Source organism: Sorangium sp. So ce295 (assembly GCF_051527405.1).
Classification (GTDB): domain Bacteria; phylum Myxococcota_A; class Polyangia; order Polyangiales; family Polyangiaceae; genus Sorangium; species Sorangium cellulosum_B.
In genome coordinates, this window is sequence record NZ_CP150324.1 from 1,446,610 (window position 1) to 1,464,077 (window position 17,468).

General features: G+C 68.0%; 11 protein-coding genes and 1 pseudogene. 5 read left to right on the forward strand and 7 right to left on the reverse strand.

What is annotated here, in order from left to right:
• Nucleotides 1-241 precede the first annotated feature (241 nt).
• Complete coding sequence (locus tag WMF11_RS05385) at nt 242-1,633, forward strand: right-handed parallel beta-helix repeat-containing protein (RefSeq protein WP_437907326.1); 1,392 nt, start codon at nt 242-244, stop codon at nt 1,631-1,633.
• Between the two features lie 57 nt (nt 1,634-1,690).
• On the opposite strand, the gene WMF11_RS05390 is transcribed toward WMF11_RS05385, so the two are convergent.
• The 6 genes from WMF11_RS05390 to WMF11_RS05415 form a co-directional block, all read right to left on the reverse strand.
• A complete protein-coding gene (locus WMF11_RS05390; RefSeq protein WP_437976667.1) occupies nt 1,691-3,394 on the reverse strand; it encodes a DNRLRE domain-containing protein in 1,704 nt (567 codons plus the stop codon).
• Between the two features lie 74 nt (nt 3,395-3,468).
• Nucleotides 3,469-4,161 (reverse strand): hypothetical protein, encoded by a 693-nt coding sequence (locus WMF11_RS05395; RefSeq protein ID WP_437976668.1) that lies wholly within the window; start codon nt 4,159-4,161, stop codon nt 3,469-3,471.
• Between the two features lie 128 nt (nt 4,162-4,289).
• Nucleotides 4,290-4,457 carry a hypothetical protein gene (locus tag WMF11_RS05400; RefSeq protein WP_437976669.1) on the reverse strand — a complete coding sequence of 56 codons (168 nt, stop codon included), beginning with the start codon at nt 4,455-4,457 and terminating at the stop codon, nt 4,290-4,292.
• On the reverse strand, nt 4,457-5,212 hold the full coding sequence (locus WMF11_RS05405; protein WP_437907331.1) for a sterol desaturase family protein: 756 nt from the start codon (nt 5,210-5,212) through the stop codon (nt 4,457-4,459). Before WMF11_RS05405 ends, WMF11_RS05400 begins: the two co-directional genes overlap by 1 nt.
• Entirely contained in the window at nt 5,209-5,775 is a 567-nt protein-coding gene (locus WMF11_RS05410; protein ID WP_437907333.1) for a sterol desaturase family protein, read from the reverse strand. The genes WMF11_RS05405 and WMF11_RS05410 overlap by 4 nt, the downstream gene beginning before the upstream one ends.
• Nucleotides 5,776-5,787: 12 nt before the next feature.
• Entirely contained in the window at nt 5,788-6,384 is a 597-nt protein-coding gene (locus tag WMF11_RS05415) for a hypothetical protein (RefSeq protein ID WP_437976670.1), read from the reverse strand.
• Nucleotides 6,385-6,755: 371 nt separating this feature from the next.
• Between WMF11_RS05415 and WMF11_RS05420 the strand changes: the two are divergent.
• From WMF11_RS05420 to WMF11_RS05435, 4 genes and pseudogenes are all read left to right on the forward strand, one after another.
• A pseudogene (locus tag WMF11_RS05420) lies at nt 6,756-12,784 on the forward strand (RHS repeat-associated core domain-containing protein); the annotation flags it as partial.
• Nucleotides 12,785-13,455: 671 nt separating this feature from the next.
• Nucleotides 13,456-13,830, forward strand: a complete 375-nt coding sequence (locus tag WMF11_RS05425) for a hypothetical protein (RefSeq protein ID WP_437907336.1) — start codon at nt 13,456-13,458, stop codon at nt 13,828-13,830.
• Nucleotides 13,831-13,983: 153 nt separating this feature from the next.
• The gene (locus WMF11_RS05430) at nt 13,984-15,039 is read left to right on the forward strand and encodes an RHS repeat-associated core domain-containing protein (protein WP_437979277.1); all 1,056 of its coding nucleotides are present in this window, start codon (nt 13,984-13,986) and stop codon (nt 15,037-15,039) included.
• A 57-nt stretch (nt 15,040-15,096) separates the two neighbouring features.
• A complete protein-coding gene (locus tag WMF11_RS05435) occupies nt 15,097-15,687 on the forward strand; it encodes an SMI1/KNR4 family protein (protein WP_437976671.1) in 591 nt (196 codons plus the stop codon).
• A 215-nt stretch (nt 15,688-15,902) separates the two neighbouring features.
• On the opposite strand, the gene WMF11_RS05440 is transcribed toward WMF11_RS05435, so the two are convergent.
• Nucleotides 15,903-17,450, reverse strand: a complete 1,548-nt coding sequence (locus WMF11_RS05440) for a hypothetical protein (RefSeq protein WP_437976672.1) — start codon at nt 17,448-17,450, stop codon at nt 15,903-15,905.
• Nucleotides 17,451-17,468 lie beyond the last annotated feature (18 nt).

Below are 17,468 nucleotides of genomic sequence, written 5' to 3' on the forward strand. Positions count from 1 at the left end.
ACACGCTTCCATCGACCCGTCCGGGATGAATCGACCGATTTGAAGGAGGTTGCCTTCCGGGGATCGTCGCCAGTTTCCGCCTCCAGGCGTGGTGGTCCGCTGACGTGGTGAAGCACCATGGTTTGCTGGCAAGCGGAAGGCATGGTATATCGTGACATGCAGAGAATTCGCGCTCAGCTGTCGTAGACGCAGCGCGGGCGACTGCATGCCGCGGATCGTCGGGATCGCAGAGGGGAGTTCCATGAGCTGCAATCGCGCCGTGCTGGTCGTGTTGTGTGCGGTATCCGGGGGAGCTTCTGCATGCCTCGTCTCTGCGCGGGCCCACGCCTCCGGCGCGACGCTGACGGAGTGGACCGCGCCGTATGGAACGATGTTCGGGTCCGGTGAGAACGCCGGCTGCCAGCGCTGTCATGCATCACCGCCGGCGGAGGAGAGCTTGCTCGTGGCCGGCCGGGACGAGCGCCAGACCCTCGTCGTCCGGCCCGGCCAGTCGATCCAGGAAGCGATCGACCAGGCGAACGACGGGGCCAGGATCCTCGTCCTGGCAGGCGTGTACCGGGAGACCGCCAATGCGACCAACGGCCTGATCATCAACAAGAGCGGCCTCTCGCTCATCGGGCAGAACACCCCGACGAAGCGCGTCGTCCTCGAGAACGCCGGCGGCCAGCGCAACGGGATCGTCGTCGTGCCCAGCGAGCGCAACGACTGCATGGGTTGCCACGAGAGCATGGCGCCGCCGTTCGAGCTCAAGCCTGGCATCCACAGCGCCGCGACGAGCGGCGAGCCCGCCCTGTACGACGTCGAGATCCGCGGCATCACCATCCGCAATTTCGTCAACAACGGCCTGTTCACGGAGCGCGTCGACGGCTTCCGGATCGTGGACGTCCACTCGGACAACAACAAGAGCTACGGGATCTTCCCTACGCAATCGCGCAACGGGCTCATCGCGCTGAGCAAGGCCACGGGCGCCAATGACAGCGGCATCTGGGTCGAGACCTCCGAGGACGTCCGGGTCACGCACAACCTGGTCGAAGACAACACCAACGGCTTCGAGGTGTCGAACAGCGACGACGTCGATCTCAGCTACAACGTGGCCAGGAACAACGCCGTGGGGTTCTCGGTCGTGCTCCTGCCGGGCATCTTCGACGTCCGGGCGGGCGCCAGGCGAATCGACGTTCGCGACAACGACGTGGTCGACAACAACAGGCCGAACACGGCGCGGCCAGGGAGCATTCTTTCGGCTATCCCGCCCGGAATCGGGGTTCTCTATGTCGGCGTGGACGAGTCGGAGATCTCGGGCAACCGTGTCTTCGGCAACAAGCTCTCGGGTATCACCATCGCGGACTACTGTGCGGTGGCCAGCGGCATACCGAGCCTCGACTGCCGGACGGATCCGTCCATCACCGTTCCGTACCTGATGGACCAGGACGCCCGCGACAACCACGTGGCGGGCAACACGGTGACGGGCAACGGCCTGGATCCAGGATCGCCCGCCGAGAACCCCTTCTACTTTGCCGCGAGCGACCTGACGTTGCTCACCGTGCCGGACACGCACGACAGCTGCTTCGAGGACAACACGTTCGGCACGTTCTTCTCGCTGATCGGGCTGTCTGCCCCGCCCGGCTGCGAGTAGCCGGCTGTTCCCCGGCGGGACCCATGGATCCCGCAGGTTCGCCGGGGCCGCCCGGGTTTACTGGACCTGGATCGTGAACTCGTCCGCGAGGCGGCCGTTCACGTCCTTGAAGTACGCCGTCGCGCGCTTCGGATCCCCGCCGACGTGGAAGCGGATGAACAGGGCGCCATAGGCGGCGGTGCCCGACATGACCACGTTGTTCTTCTTCCACTTGTTGCCGGCGTAGTAGGAGGCCCACCACGTGTCGTCGTCGTGGCTGGCCGCGTCGTAGTCGCGGATGCCGACGCCGGCGAGGCCGGAGACGAACACGAAGTTACGGCTCGGGCCGAGCTCCACGAGGTCGTAGGCGCCTGTCTTGCCGTGGCCGGTCGCGGCGTTGCCGACGTCGGTCAGGGTCAGCGTGCGCGCGTAGGAGTGCTCGTGGCCGGTCGAGACGATGGCGCCGGCGTTCATGCACTCCTGGTACGCGCTCCAGCCGACCTCGTTGCCCTTGGTGCCGACCTGCATGTCGTTCTGGTTCTTGTGCCAGTTGCAGATGGACCAGATCGAGCTGTCGGCGGCGAGCGCGTCGCGGATGAAGTCCACCTGGTCGGCCGCGTTGGCGGCGCAGGTCGACCGGAGCTCGCTCGTCCCGACGCAGGACTGGATGATGTGCAGCCCGCGGAAGTTGCACGTCGACTTGACGCCGAGCTCGCCTGTGCAGTTCATCGACGGCACGGCCGCGTGGCGAGCCTGGATCTTGCTGGCGTAGCCGCTCGCGCCGCCCCAGGCCGCGGCGTCGTGGTTGCCGATGATCGCGAAGTAAGGATAGTTCGCGCCGAGGATGCTGTTGATCCGGTTGTCCCACGCGGTCGGGTTGTTCGCGTAGTCGAAGTCACCGTTGTGGATGGTCGCCGCGGCGCCCTCGTCCTTGATCAGGTTGAGCACCGCGTCCGAGTTGCCGTTCGCGCCCTGGTCGCCGATGAAGGCGATCAGGAGATCGGGATCGGTCGGCGTGCCCGCGCCGCCGCCGGGCGCGCCATACGTGATCGTGAGCTTGGGCCGCTGCGCCACGGTGGCGTGCTCCGAGGACGCGAAGTCGATGCCGTCCGTGTTCGACGCGCTCGCGATGAGCATGCCGTCGTTGGAGGTCCCGTCGACCCAGGCCTGGACGAGCGCCACGCCGGCCGCGTTCAGCGTGATCGTCCTGGCGCCGGCGCTGCCGGTGACGCTGCCCACGAGGCTTCCGCGATCGGTCGAGCCCATCGCGCCCGCGGTGGCCCACGCCGTCGTGGACGTCGCGTTGTTCCAGGTGACCTGTGACTCGTTCCACGAGCGCTTCACCTCGTAGACGCTGTACGTGTTCGCGGAGCCGTCCGTGACCTGGAGGGTGATCGACGCCGACTGGACGATGCTCCCCGCGGGGATGCCGGAGAGGGTCCATTTCAGCAGGCAGGATTTGTCCACGCCCGAGCCGTCGTCGCCGTCGGCCTCGCACGTGGTGGCTCCGCCATAGTTCGTGGTGCCGGCGGCCTGCCGGAGGGTCGCGTCGGTCGAGCCGGCGTACGACGAGCTCGGGAGCGACCCCTGCTGGAAGGAGACCGTGGTCAGCGTCTGCCGCGTCTCCAGGACCTCCTCGATGTACCCGTCATTGGCGCCACAGGCATGGATGACCGCGAGCGCCGGCAGGGCGGCGCAGAGGGCGCCCTTCGATCGTCTCGACCAGCTCGTCTGTCGGTGTTCGTGTGTGCCTGCGTCCTCTCGCGTGCGCAAATTCTGCATGAGTCTGTCTACCCTTTCTCCTGATCTCGAACGTAGGTGTGAGCGAGGCAGAGCCCGCCGCTCGCGATGGCAGCTCAGTAAAGATTGCCGGCGCACCGGAGGGCGAAATTGCCGGATGCGTCCTGCGTGCAGGTCGGTGCGGTGGTGCACTCCCTTTTGTCGCTGCTGCCAGCCGGCTTGACCACGTCGATCAGGCAGGTGCAGGAGGGCTCCGGCGCGCAGGCGACGGCGACCGCTTTGCACGAGCTCTGCGGCGGCAGCCGGAACAGCTCGTCGTGTTGATCCTCGATGGTCTGGCAGTACTCGCCGTCCGATCGGCAGAAGTAGCTCCCGCAGGCGAACGTCCCCGGCGGCGCTGCGCCCGCGCACTCCTCGCCGTTGCCGACGCTCACGCCGGCCCGCGCGGCCTCACAGGCGTTGGCGTAGGAGCGCCCGTCGCAGGCGCAGACGTCGCGCGGCGTGGCGGTGTCGCACGACGGGGGCCGCTCCTGGCAGACGCCGTAATTCCCTGGGACGACGCCGCCCTCTCCGCAGTCGCCTGGCGGGTAGTTGCAGTACTGATCCGCGCCGCAGAACACGCCGCCGCAGGGCCCTCGGGCCGCGCCCGTTCCGTCGTCGCCGCCGTCCCCGCACGCCGCGAAGAGCGCCAGGAGCGCGGCGAGCGCGGCGAACGCCCCGAGCCCGACGCTCGTCGTCGCGCTGGTGCCGGGTTGCACCGCGCCATGCCTCACCGCACGTCGCACCGCCATGCACGTTGGAAGATCCATGCCGCCCCTCCTCTCACGTGGCCATCGGACGATCCTGGATGGCCCGTGTCGTTCGGCGGGCGGAAGGTAAAGGAGCTGGACGGGCCAGTGTGCAACAAGTCTGTGTCGGCGAGGGCGCGGCGCTGCGATCAGAGCTCCGGGATGCTGAGCCGCTCGGCAGCCTTGCCCCTACCGCGGACCATTGAGGCCTCCACGGCGTCATCGCTCTCTCTCGGAACGAGCGAGAAGAGCTGGCCGAACGGGAATTTGATCTGCGTGACCGCCGGATCCGCCCCGCGGTTCCCGGGCGCTGACATCACCGTTCGAGGCGCTCGAGCGCTGATCCGGAGCGCACATCCCGGGTCGTCGCGTCCGCGGCGTCGCCGCGGTAGTACGTCCCGCGTACCAGATCCCAGAGGGGGAAGGTGACGTTGAAGTTCCACTGCCGCATCAACGACGGCCGGTGGTGCGCGCCGTGGTGGCGCCGGAGCCGTGCCACGACGCGGCTGCGGCCTATCCTGCTCTCCGGCGGGAGGTGGTACGCGAGATGGAGACACTCGTACAGCACCATGTACCCCATGCACGTCGCCACGAAGAGCGATGCGAGGTTGCTTTGACCGGCCGCGCTGAGGGCGAGCGCGAGCGGGAGCGTCAGCGCGAAGACACCCGCGATGCCGTACGACGGGATCAGCACGAAGCCGAGCTCACGCGGTGTGCGGATCGCCATGTCGTGCTCGACGAACACGCGGTGGTGCACCGGCGTGTGCCGGTCGTAGAACGCCTCGAGGAAGCGCCGCCTCCGGTGGAGCAGACCCCGATGCGCCCGCCACTCGACGGCATTGCAAAAGACGAAAAAAAGCGGAATCGCGGCGAGCTCCGAGGTCCGCAGGCCATGCAACCGCGTCAGCGAGAGCGCCGCGAGCCCACACCCGAGGCCGACCGTGCTCGCGAGGTGGAGCCAGGGAGAGTACCACCGCGGCATCGACATGACCCGGCGCCGCCGCAGCTCGGCCCGGCCCGGGTCGTCGAGCGGGGCGGGGTCGGGCGAGCCACTCTGGTCAGACGCGCTCACTGGCCTGCCTCGCGCCCGGTGTCGAACGCCCGGTCCCAGAGCGCGGAGCTCACCCCGAAGCGCGCGCGCGGCGCGGCGTGGTGCCGGAGGTGATGGCGGCGCTGCGCCGGAAGAGGGTGCTCGGCGTCGCTGAGCAGGTGCGCCGCGAGATGGGAGAGCTCATAAAGAAGATAGCCGGCGACGAGCCCGGCCCAGAGCGGCGCGGCGCGAGAGACCCCCGCGGCCGCCGCGGTCGCGCAGAAGCCGGCGGAGAAGGCTCCGAGCGTGGCAGCGGGGGGTTTGACGATCGGCGTCTGGTCAGCGGCCTCGTGGTGCGCCAGGTGGATACGGGCGCCGAGGAAGGCGAGCGGGTGCTCCGCCGGCAGGTGGAAGAGGAAGCGGTGGAGCAGGTACTCAATCAAGGTCCAGCCCGCGAGCCCAGCCGCCCAGAAGAGCGCTCCGGCGAGGGCGCCGCCTCCGCTCCACACGCCGATCCCGAGGAGGAGCACCTCGGCTGCCGCGACGACGGCGAGCCGCCGCGCGTCGGCGGGGTCCCGGAACATGGCGCGACGCAGGGTCGACATGCGGCCCAGCCCTCACATGAAGATGCCGTCGACGAGGGTCCAGGGCTCGCGCGTCAGGACGCGCCGGGCGAAGTCGAGGAGGACGGCGTTGAAGTCGCCCCGCGGATAACGCGCGAAGCCGTCGCGCACCGAGGCGACGTCGAGGTCGTAGCGGCGCACACCGAGGGAGTGGTCCATCCACACCGATTGCCGGAATGCCGTCGATTCAGGGCACAACGCCGGCGTCGGGCGGAGGCGATGGTTGTAGAGGAGGCACTCGTCGGCCACGCGCAGGTCGTGCGGGGAGAGCTCGAACGACTTCGCGGCGAAGGCGCGGTGGAACAGCGAGCGGCTGCGCTGCATGTAGTCTCCGCCCCGCTCGTCTGGGCACAGCAGCCCGAGATCATGAATCATCGCCAGCGCGTGGAGCAGGTCGGGATCGGCCTTCTGGCGGCGGCGCTCGAGGAGCAGCATCGTGAAGTGGAATACGCGAAGACAGTGGTTGCGCAGCCCGTCGCCGCGGTAGGGGGAGAGCTCCTCGAAGAGCTCCTGCGCGCGTGCCCCGAGCGCCGGACGCGCTCCGAGGCGATGCGACAGCGCGGCGTCCGGCGTCGGCATGAGCTCGGCCATGATGAGATCCTACCACGGAGCGCGCCGGAGCTGGCGCGCAGATCGTCGCCCGTGTCAGGGACTCCAGCTTCCCGTGCCCCTCGGTTCCAGATCGTCGGTAACCCCCGCGTGAGCTGGTCCTCGTCGAGGTAGGGGGCACGCCGTCATGCGCGCGTTCACGCTCGCTTGCCCTCTCCTCGTCGCGACTTGAGCATGGACGGCCAATCGCGCCTTGATGAGCGCAGCTGTGGCGCCTGCGGCGTGCACCCCGGACACGTACAGAGGCATTCACGAATGCGTCGATCTCGGCGTCGATGGCGCGGTTCCGCAGGAGCGCGGCGCTTGACGCGCGATGCAGCGCCGTGGCACGGCTGTTCGCCGGGGAGGCTGAGATGTCGCCAGTTCCGCGTTGGTCGCTCCGGGCGTTGATCCCGCTCTGGATGTTTCTGGCTTGCGTGCTCGCGTCGGGCGGGTGCCAGTGCGCCTTCGGTGAGCCGCTTCCGGAGCCGCCTGGCCTTGTCGCCTGCCGGACGCAGCGCGCGCATGGCCCTGCCACGTCCCGTCCCGCGCCGGAGGTCGAGACCGTCGCCGCCGGCACCATCCCCGGGGCGTTCTCCATCACGAGCACCGGCGAGGCCGTGTACACCATGGGTCTGGCCTCCCCGCCGTCGCGTGCGGGCATGGGTCCCGGGCTCCAGCTCGTCTACCGCAGCGACGGCGGCGACGGCGTGCTCGGAAACGGCTTCTCCCTCAGCGGACTGTCCGCGATCACGCGATGTCCGAAGAGCCTCGCGCAAGACGGGGAGGTCCGCGCGGTGCGGTACGACGGAGACGACGGGCTCTGCCTCGACGGCCAGCGCCTCGTCCCCGTGGGAGAGGGGCCGGGAATCATCGAGTACCGCACGTTCCCGGACACCTTCGTCAAGGTGGTCGGACACTACGCTCCGGAAGGCGGCGCGCCCGCCGAGGCGCTCTTCTTCGAGGCCTATCTGCCCTCCGGCCGCGTCGTCGAGTACGGGCGCAACGATGGCAGCAAGCCGCTCGCGCGAGACGGCGTCCCGCGCGCGTGGCTCGCGAACGAGGCCCGTGACGGCCGCGGCAACGCCATGACGTACGCGTACTGCCTCGCCGAGGCCGAGGACGGTCATGCCGCCGAGTACGCGATCGACGAGATCCGTTACACGAGCTTCGAGGGCACGCCGTCTCTTGCGCCCACCCGGGCGGTGCGCTTCGTGTATGGTACCAAGGACTTGGCCTCGGTTCGCACGGGCTACTCGGGCGGCGTGGCGCTCCAGCGCTCGCTTCGCCTGGAGGAGATCCAGATGCTCGGTCCGGGCGACGCGCTGGTCCGGAGCTACGGTTTCCGCTACGAGCTCAGCCCGACGACGAGCCGGACGCTCCTGACCCAGGTCGAGGAGTGCGCGAGCGACGGGGTCTGCAAGCCTCCGACACGGTTCCAGTACAGCCGCGGAAAGCCCGGATTCGAACGGCTGACGACGGACATCGACAAGCCGGTCTCCGAGAAGGCGAGCCCGATGGTGTTCGACATCGACGCCGACGGCCTCGACGATCTCGTGATTCCGGACATCGTCCCGGGGTCCAGCACGCCGTCGCATCCGATCACCACGTGGCAGGTGGCGCGCAACCTCGGGCCCAGCGCCTCGCCGTCCTTTCTCGCGGCGCCGGAGCGCGCCTTCCTCCAGGATTGGCTGTTCGCCGCCGATGCGGATGGACCGTCCGACCCGGCCCTTCTTCAGCCCGAGCTCGGGACGGTGCTCGATTACAACGACGATGGGCAGATGGACGTCTTTCTCCACGCGTCTTCGACACCAGGACCACATGGCACGTGCTCCTGTCCCGGCCGGACCGGACCTTCGCGCTGCATGACACGGGCATCCGCCGGCCGTTCCCGCTCGGGAGCACGCCAAGACCGCCGAGCCTGAGCAGCCCCGTCGCCTCGGTGCACCTCGCCGATCTCGACGGCGACTCGGTGCCGGATCTGATCCAGTGCCAGGACCACGTCGAGGAGCTGGTACCGGATCCGCGGTCCACCGTGTGGACCGTCCACCTCTGGAGGCCCGCGCGCGGCGCGACGCCCGCGGAGTTCGGCCCCACGGGCGAATCGATCGAGGTGCTCAGCGCCTATCCATGCGATGTGGAGCTCCACACGCTCGACATCGACGCCGACAGCAAGATCGATCTCGTCGTGCCTTCCCTGATGTTGTGGAATGACGGGACGCCCCTCATCGGAGAAAGCTACGAAGCGATCATGCGCCGGGGCGAGGGGCGCTGGGAGCTCATCGACACCAAGCTCCCTGTCGTGCGGCGCGGGGGCCGCGTCGTCTTTCTCGACGTCAACGGCGACGGCCTGCCCGATGCCGTCGAATCCGGCAGCAGCGACCACCAGCTCTATACCTACGTCAACACGGGGCCGACGTTCGTGATGTCGCCGTTCCGGACCGTCGACGCGTTCAGCTTCGGCGATCTGCTGGGGGCCCCGGATCACGACGCGCTTTTCCGCCTCGCGGTGCCGCTCGACTTCAACGGCGATGGACGGCAGGATCTGCTCATGCCCGTCCCACCAGGCATGCTGCTGAGTGGCTCCAATGTCCTCCCCTCCTGGGCCGTCCTGCAAGCGACGGGCGACCTGGCGGGGCCGCCGTTCAAGCTCGTCGATGCAGGGGTTCCTTTCGAGGCCAAGCTCGGCGACGCGATCACGCTCGCCGATCCGCGCGGGCTGCGCACCGGCGATCTCGACGGGGACGGGGCCCAGGACGTGATCCTGGCGCTCGGCGGCGTGTTCAACGTCTTCCAGAACCTCTCGGCCGACCAGGATCTCCTGGTCGCGGTCTCTGACGGGATGAACGCGCACGAGCCGACCGAGCCGGGCTTCGTGCCCAACGTGAGCATCTCGTACGGCCACCTGACCGATGCGCCGGTCACGAGCGGAGGCGCGGAGGAGGATCCTGAAAGGAGGAGCGCGCTCTACGTCGCGCGTTCCGGCGCGGCGGACGACTGCGGCTATCCTCGGCAGTGCGTCGCGGGCCCTCGCCGGGTGGTCAGCGCGTACGCGCTCAACAACGGCGCGGATCGAGCGAGGCGCTTCGAGGTCGGCTACCGCGACGGGCGCTACCACCGGCTGGGCCGCGGATTTCTCGGGTTCGGCGAGCGGATCGTCACCGACCTGGATACGGGGGCCGTGACGATCGACGTCTACGATCACGTCACCTTCGACGACGAGCTCCAGGTCTTTCCCTTCGCGGGGAGCATCCAGCGGACGCTGCGCGGGGCTCCGGGGCTCGCGAGCCAGCCCAGGCCGGAGCTGATCGAGCTCTCGTTCAGCGACGTGACGCGGACGCTCGTGCCGACCAACGACGGCGCCACGTACTTCACGCTGCCCACCGAGCGCCGGGTGCGGCGAGCGCAAGGGGTTTATCCGCCCCCGAGCGGGGACGCGACGCCCTCTGTCGAGGCGTACGTGCGGGCGATCGAGCGTGGCGGTGACGGCGCGACGCTGCTGCGCGACTCGGTATCGAAGGTGATGGACTTCGACACGTTCGGCAACGTGCGCGCCGAGGAGGTGTCGACGGAGGGCGTCGACCTGACGCTCGAGGTCACGCGGTCGTTCAAGAACGATACAGGGCGCTGGGCCCTCGGCCAGCTTGAAACGCAGAAGGAGTGCAGCGCGGCGGCCGGGATGTCGCAGTGCAGGACCCTCAAGCGAACGAACACGATCCACGGCGAGGTGGAGACCGAGTCCACCGAGAGCGACGACGGCCTGCCGGACACGAAGCTGAAGCTCACCTATGCGCGCGACGCCTTCGGGAACATCACCGGCGTCACGGCGGAGGACGCCTTCGGGCACAAGCGGCCATTCAGCACGGGCTTCGACGAGGAGGGCATGTTCCCCGAGAAGTACGTGAACGCGGCCGGGCACACCACGCTCCTGGAGTTCGACGACGCGCTCGGCGTGCTCCTCAAGCGGGTCGATCCGAATCAGCTCGTGACGATGTGGGTGCACGACGGCTTCGGGCGGCTCGGCATCGAGAGGCGCCCGGACGGCACGACGACGACCGTCACCCTCGCTCGCAGCAAGGAGGGTGGCCCGGAGCAGGATGCCTGGCGGGTGAGGCAGCGGAGCATCACGACCGGCGGGGCCGACGATACGGTGGAGTTCGACAGCCTCGGCCGCCCGATCCGATGGCTGGGACACGGGCCCGAACCGGAGCCGTCGGAGGGCTCGGGTGATGCGAAGCGCATCATGCAGGAGATCGGGTACGACGCGCTGGGCGAGCACATCGCACGGCGCTCGGTGCCGGTCAGGGAGGACACGCCCGAGAGCGCGATCCTGTACGATCGCTACGAGTACGATGCGGCGGGCCGCGAGGTGCGCCATACGACGCCGTGGAACGCGGTCACGACGACGGCGTACGATGGCCTGCAGGTGCGCGTCACCGACCCGCTCGATCACGTGACGGTGACCGAGCAGGACCCGCTGGGGCGCATCAAGACCATCACCGACGCGGCCGACGGGATTACCCGCTACGCGTACGGCCCCTTCGGCCTGCTGCACACGGTCACCGATCCGGGTGAGGCAGTGACGCGCACGACGCGCGACGCGTTCGGCCGTGTCCGGCAGCTCGACGACCCCGATCGGGGCACGACGGTCTCGATCCATGACGGCTTCGGCGAGCTGATCTCGTCGACCGACGCGCTCGAGCGAAAGGTCACGTGGATGTACGACGCGCTCGGTCGACCCCGCTCACGCGTGGACCAGGACGGCGCGGAGAGCCTGACGACCACGTGGACCTGGGACACCGCGGCGCATGGCGTCGGGAAGCTGCACACGCTCGCGAGCCCCGACGGGGAGAAGACGTACGGGTACACGGGCCGTGGCCAGCTCGACACGATCGCGCTCCGCATCGACGGCGAGCGCTCTCCGCTGGAGGCCAGGCTCGGTTATGACGACTTCGGCCGCGTCGAGACGGTCACGTACCCGGCGCCTGCCGGCGCGACGCCGTTCGTCGTGGCCCACGATCGCGACGCGCACGGGCATGTGCTCGCCGTGCGAGACAGCGGAACGAACCTCGCCTACTGGCGCTTGGCGGGCGTGGACGACGCGGGGCGCTTCCGGGAGGAGGTGTTCGGCAACGGCGCCGTCACGGAGCGGAGCTACTTCGCGGACAAGCAGCGCCTGAGGCACATGGCGACGCAGAGCGGCGCGGGGGAGGTGCAAGACCTGGACTATGGGTTCGACGATCTCCTGAATCTCACGCGCCGCACCGACGCGCTCCAGCCGGAGAACACGACGGAGCGCTTCCGGTATGATCTGATCCAACGGCTGACCTGCGCATACTTCGGCGATCTCGAGAGCGCGACGGCGCCCTGCGCGCTCCGCTACGACTACCACCCGAACGGCAATCTCACCTTCAAGTCGGACGTCGGTGACCTCTCGTATGACGACCCGCTGCACCCGCATGCGATCACCGGCGCGGGTACGGACACCTTCGCGCATGACGCTGTCGGTAATCAGACGGCGCGGCCTGGCGGCGCGACGGTGCGTTATACGCCGTTCGACCTGCCGGAGCAGATCACGCAGGGCGCGAGCACCATCACGTTCGGCTACGACGGCGACCAGCAGCGGATCCGCAAGACCACGCCGGAAATGGAGACGCTCTACTTCGGCGATCTGTACGAGCGGGTCACCGAAGCGGCGTCAGGCGCCGTGGAGCACCGGTACCACGTCCACTCGCCGGAGCGCGTGGTGGCGATCGTGACCCGGGGAGGCTCGGACGAGGGTACGCGCTACGTGCATGTCGATCACCTCGGCTCGATCGATGCGCTCACCGACGAGGACGGCGCTGTGATCGAACGGCGGAGCTACGACCCGTTCGGGCAGCGCAGGAACCCCGTGTGGGGCGAGCGCCCGCCGGCGTCGTTCCCGAGCGAGACGACGCAGGGATTCACGGGGCACGAGAGCGACGACGAGCTCGGGCTCGTGAACATGAAGGGCAGGATCTACGATCCCAGGATCGGGCGGTTCTTGACGACGGACCCGATCGTTTCGATTCCGTCCTTCGGGCAGAGCTGGAATCCGTACAGCTACGTACGCAACAGCCCGCTCAATCATGTGGATCCGAGCGGCTTCCAGGAAGAGCCGGTGGAGGAGCCGATCCTGCCGGTCGACTCGGTGGTGCACCCGGAACAATACGCCGTGGATCTCTTCTACTCGCCGCCGAAGGCAAACCAGCCTGAAGAAGGGCCGCGCGAGGCCGTGGAGGTCGGCGCCACGACGGCGCCTATCGACGTGGGCACGACCGGAAGCTCGTCCGGGTACGTGCCGCAGCCGGTGACCGTCTCGCCGGAGCACTCGGGCGTCGGCGGCCCGGGCACCGTCGTCGGCCAGACCTTGCTGGGCGCCGCGGAGGGGACGCGCGACCTCGGAGCAGGGATCGGGCGGATGCTCGTGCTGAATGCGCTGACGCTGGGGATGTACAGCGGCTACGAGTTCGCCAGCGCGATGTGGGAGGGCTACGACGAAGACGGCCTCGTCGGCGCGCTCAACGCCGTCAACCCGCTCTACCACATCGGCCGCGGCGCGGCGGACACGGCCCTCGCCATCGATCGGGATGACTATCGGACAGCGGGCGCGGCGGGGACCAAGACGATGGTGCTCGCCGCGGCCACCGTCTTCGGGATGGGAAGGGGGCTGGGGGCGGCGACGGAGGAGTCGGTGGTTGCGGCTCGAGCTGCAGGCGGAGCCCCGAGAGTCGCCGCATACGAAGTGGGGACCTACGACGCACTGAAAGCTCGCTCAGTTGTTGGGGATGCACTCGACATTCATCATGTGGGACAGGCGCACGCAATGGAGCAAGTCGTCCCTGGCTACAGCAGGGCTTCCGGACCTGCCATCGCCTTACCCCGCGGTGAACACGCCTTGGTTCCGACGCTCCGAGGGCCTGTATCGCTCTCACCGCGGGCGCTGCTCGCTCATGACATTTGGAACTTGCGTCAGTCCACCAATGTGCCAAACGGCCCACTCCAAGAGCTAGTTCGACTCAACAAGGAAATGTACCCTGGAGCCTTTACAAAATGACACCGGAAGAATTTGTCGCAGCGATACAAAAAAATGTCCTCGAAGCCGCAACCGAAGCGACGGTGGCAACATTGGAGCACCCGCCGGGGCGTCGGCCCGAGAAGAATCTTGTTGAGGCCAGTCGGTGGTTTGAAACCTTGTCCGACCAGGAGCAGGCGACGCTGCTCCGAGTGCTCAACATGGCGGCCCATCAAGCGGTTTTCGGCTTTCTCGCTGTCCTCGACGGCTCGAGAGTGATCGAAGATGACGCAGAGAAGGGAGAATTCAGGCTGATATTCCGAAAGGGGGGGCGCGAGTGGGAGATAAACAGTCCCAACGGAACGCCGCTGCACGACATCCTGAACCAGCAATTGAGCGATAAGAATATATAGCATGATACCGCCCGGATCGCGGCATCATGGGCCCGTGACCGAGTGGAGGTACGATCCGATCCATCGGGGGAGCGCCCGCCTGCGTCGTTCCCGAGCGAGACGACGCAAGGGGTCACCGGGCACGAGAGCGACGACGAGCTCGGGCTCGTGAACATGAAGGGCAGGATCTACGATCCAAGGATCGGGCGGTTCTTAACGACGGACCTGATCATTTCGATCCAGTCCTTCGGACAGAGCTGGAATCCGTGCAGCTACGTGCGCAACAGTCCGCTCAATCACGTGGATCCGAGCGGGTTCCAGGAAGAGCCGGTGGAGGCGCCGATCCTGCCGGTCTACTCGATGGTGCGCCCGGAACACTATGCCGTGGAGATCTTCTACTCGCCGCCGAAAGCAAACCAGCCTGAAGAAGGGCCGCACGAGGCGGTGGAGGTCGGCGCCACGACGGCGCCTATCGACGTGGGCACGACCGGAAGCTCGTCCGGGTACGTGCCGCAGCCGGTGACCTTATCGCCGGAGCACTCGGGCGTCGGCGGCCCAGGCACCGTCGTCGGCCAGACCTTGCTGGGCGCCGCGGAGGGGACGCGCGACCTCGGAACAGGGATCGGGCGGATGCTCGTGCTGAATGCGCTGACGCTCGGGATGTACAGCGGCTACGAGTTCGCCAGCGCGAGGTGGGACGGCTACGACGAAGACGGCCTCGTCGGCGCGCTCAATGCCGTCAACCCGCTCTACCACGTCGGCCGCGGCGCGGCGGACACGACCCTCGCCATCGATCCGGATGACTATCGGACAGCGGGCGCGGCGGGGACCAAGACGATGGTGCTCGCCGCGGCCACCGTCTTCGGGATGGGACGGGGGCTCGGGGCAGCAGAGGGATCGGCGGTTGCGGCGGGGGCGGTACGCGGGGCAGGAGCCACTCGCGAGCTCGCTCAGCATATTGCCAACGTCGAACGTGTGCCGATGAACTTCAGACGAACGGTTGTGCTCGTCGAAACGGCCGAAGGACCGACGCTGGTTGCTGGAGGCGCGAGCGATCTATCCGCCGCTCAAATCGCTGCGGCTCAGAGGCTCGGGCTGACTCCAGCACCACCGATGCCAGGAGTTCATGCTGAGCCAACCGCAATTTTCGGAGCCGGAGAGCTCGGCCTGACACCTACGTGCGGCGTAACCACCAGCACCATTTGCACAGGCCCCCGGTGGATGCACTGAGTTTATCGAAGGCCTCGGAGGCCGCGTCACCGGAAAGCATGCATTCGAGTTCTAATCATGAAAGACGACACCCTTATTGGCGCGATCATCAGACGAGCAACAGATCCGACGACCCGCACGGATTGGCCGGACCGAGACACGCCTGAGCTAGCTCAGTGCGCCACATTGGAGCAGGTGGAGCGAGCCGAGAAAGCATTGAAGTGTAAGCTCCACCCATTGCACCGAAGGCTGCTCCAAGAGGTCGGAAATGGTGGATTCGGTCCAGCGAATGGTCTCATTGGCTTACCGGGAGGCAAAGTTGATGACGACGGTCGATCGGTCGTAGAGCTCCGCGAACAGCTCTTCGCAGACCCTACGGGTGCTGGTGTACCTGCGCAGGTAGTCCCTCTCTGCGATTGGGGCTGCGGCACATGGTCGTGCATCGACGAAGACACTGGACATGTGCTGATGTTGGACGAGACAGGCCTCGCCGACACGCAGATATCGCTTCATGACTGGATGGCTGACTGGGTCAATGGTGCTTCACTCGCGGAGAGGCTGTTCACATTTGAGGAGCGTTCAGGGATCAATCCGTTCACCAGGGCTCCGATGACCGCGCGACTTCGAAGCCGTCCAATCGGCGTGCCCTACCGTGGACGGACCAGCTGAACCGCCCGTTCAGCGCTCCGACGAGGTGCGGCACGCGCGGTGGATCGCAGACCATGATCGGGGCACGACTACCTTTACCAGCAACGCGGCCGGTCGACCGCGCATGCGCGTGGACCAGGACGGCGCGGAGAGCCGGACGACCACGTGGACGTGGGACACCGCCGTAACATATGAAGTCAAGGCTCTCTCGTTGATGCCTTGACCGATGACCGCACCTATTCGCGAAAGCGAAGCGTCTTGATGGCGACGCCATCCTCCCCCCTGATCTCGTCGCCAGACCAATCCCAGCTCACGCCGCCCTTACCCGGCGGTCCCAGTTCATACCTGACGCCCTCCAGCGTAAGCTGGTCCTCGTCGAGGTAGGCGATGCCGATCGAGTCGCCGCCGCGCCCCGGGCCGCCGTAGCCGCCGTCGCCTCCTCGGCCTCCTTCGCCGCCGCCGCACGACCAAGTGCCGTCCCCCACGGCCCCGCCTGGCATGCCTCGGCCCCCGTCGCCGCCTTGCTGTGGCTCCCCGCCATCGCCGCCCGGCCCCGCAGCCAGCGTCTCGATCACGCTGTCGCGCACCGTCAGCTTGGCGTGAAGCACGGCGATGCCGATGCTCGGCTGGCCGTTCCCGCCTCCTCGGCCGCCTCGACCGCCGCAGCCCCCCGCGCCGCCCGAACCACCGCCGGCGCCTCCCTTGGAGGCCACGTCGCACACGGCGAGCCCGCCGCGACGGCCGCCTCCCCCGCCACCGCCCTGGCCCGGCATGCCGCGGCCGCCCTCGGCTCCCTTGTCGCCCTCCCATCCGGTCTCGGCAAGCCGCCCGATGCCCTCGCCGGGTGCGCCGGCGGCGCCCCACTTCCCGCGTTTCCCGGCAACGCCGCTGTAGCAGCCAACGTCTTCGCGGTCGCCGAGTCCTCCTTGCCCATCGTGTCCGGGGTCCGGCGCGGGAACGGGCTCGCCGGCCTCCCCATCTCCGGCGCCGTCGGCGCGCCCGTCGCCTCCCTTGCCACCGACGCTCGGGAGCCCGCCCTCGCACGGGTTCACCACCGCGGGCCCGCCGGCGACGGTGGCCGCCGAGCACGCATCTCCGCCGTAGATGCCGTGCGCCCCGTCGGGTGCCTGATACGGCCCAGGCCACCTCTCTCCGGGGGCACCCCCATTCCCGTAGGATGCGCTGATGTAACTCCGGGTGAGCTCCACCGCGGTGCCCGACCGAACGAGCATCCCGAGATATTTTCCGCCCGCAAGGTCTATGTGGTCGATCCTCGAGACTCCATCCGCCGCCCCGGTGTCGCCGGCGCCCGCCGGCTCGACGGTAAGGGCAATGGCGAAAGGTTTCTCACGGACGACGATGCCGGTCGTGACATCCTCCTTGAAGCGTTCAAACGTTTGGCTATCAAGGCCCCCGTAGAGGTCCACGCCGGAAGGTAGGACGACGGCTCCTTCAAAGGCGTCGTTGCACGCGAACACCCTTCCTCGACCGATGCGTGCCAGGGCAATCGCACGATGGAGAGAGCGGACCGGCTTGTCCTTCGTGCCTGGATTCGCATCGTCGCCGCCAAAGAAGGGTCCGGTGACGAACACGCCACAGCCGTCGTCGAACCGATCGGCCGCGAGGTGCTCGAGACAGACGGCTTCCGGCGGTGGTTCGTCTTGGCACGACGACGTGAGCGCACACGGCGGTCCATCGGCATCCATGGGGCCTGGCGCGCTCCCGCAGCCGATCGTGCCGAGAGGGAGTGCCAGGAGCAGGACAATCGTGCGTCTTGACATCATCGGTATTCCTCGACGGCG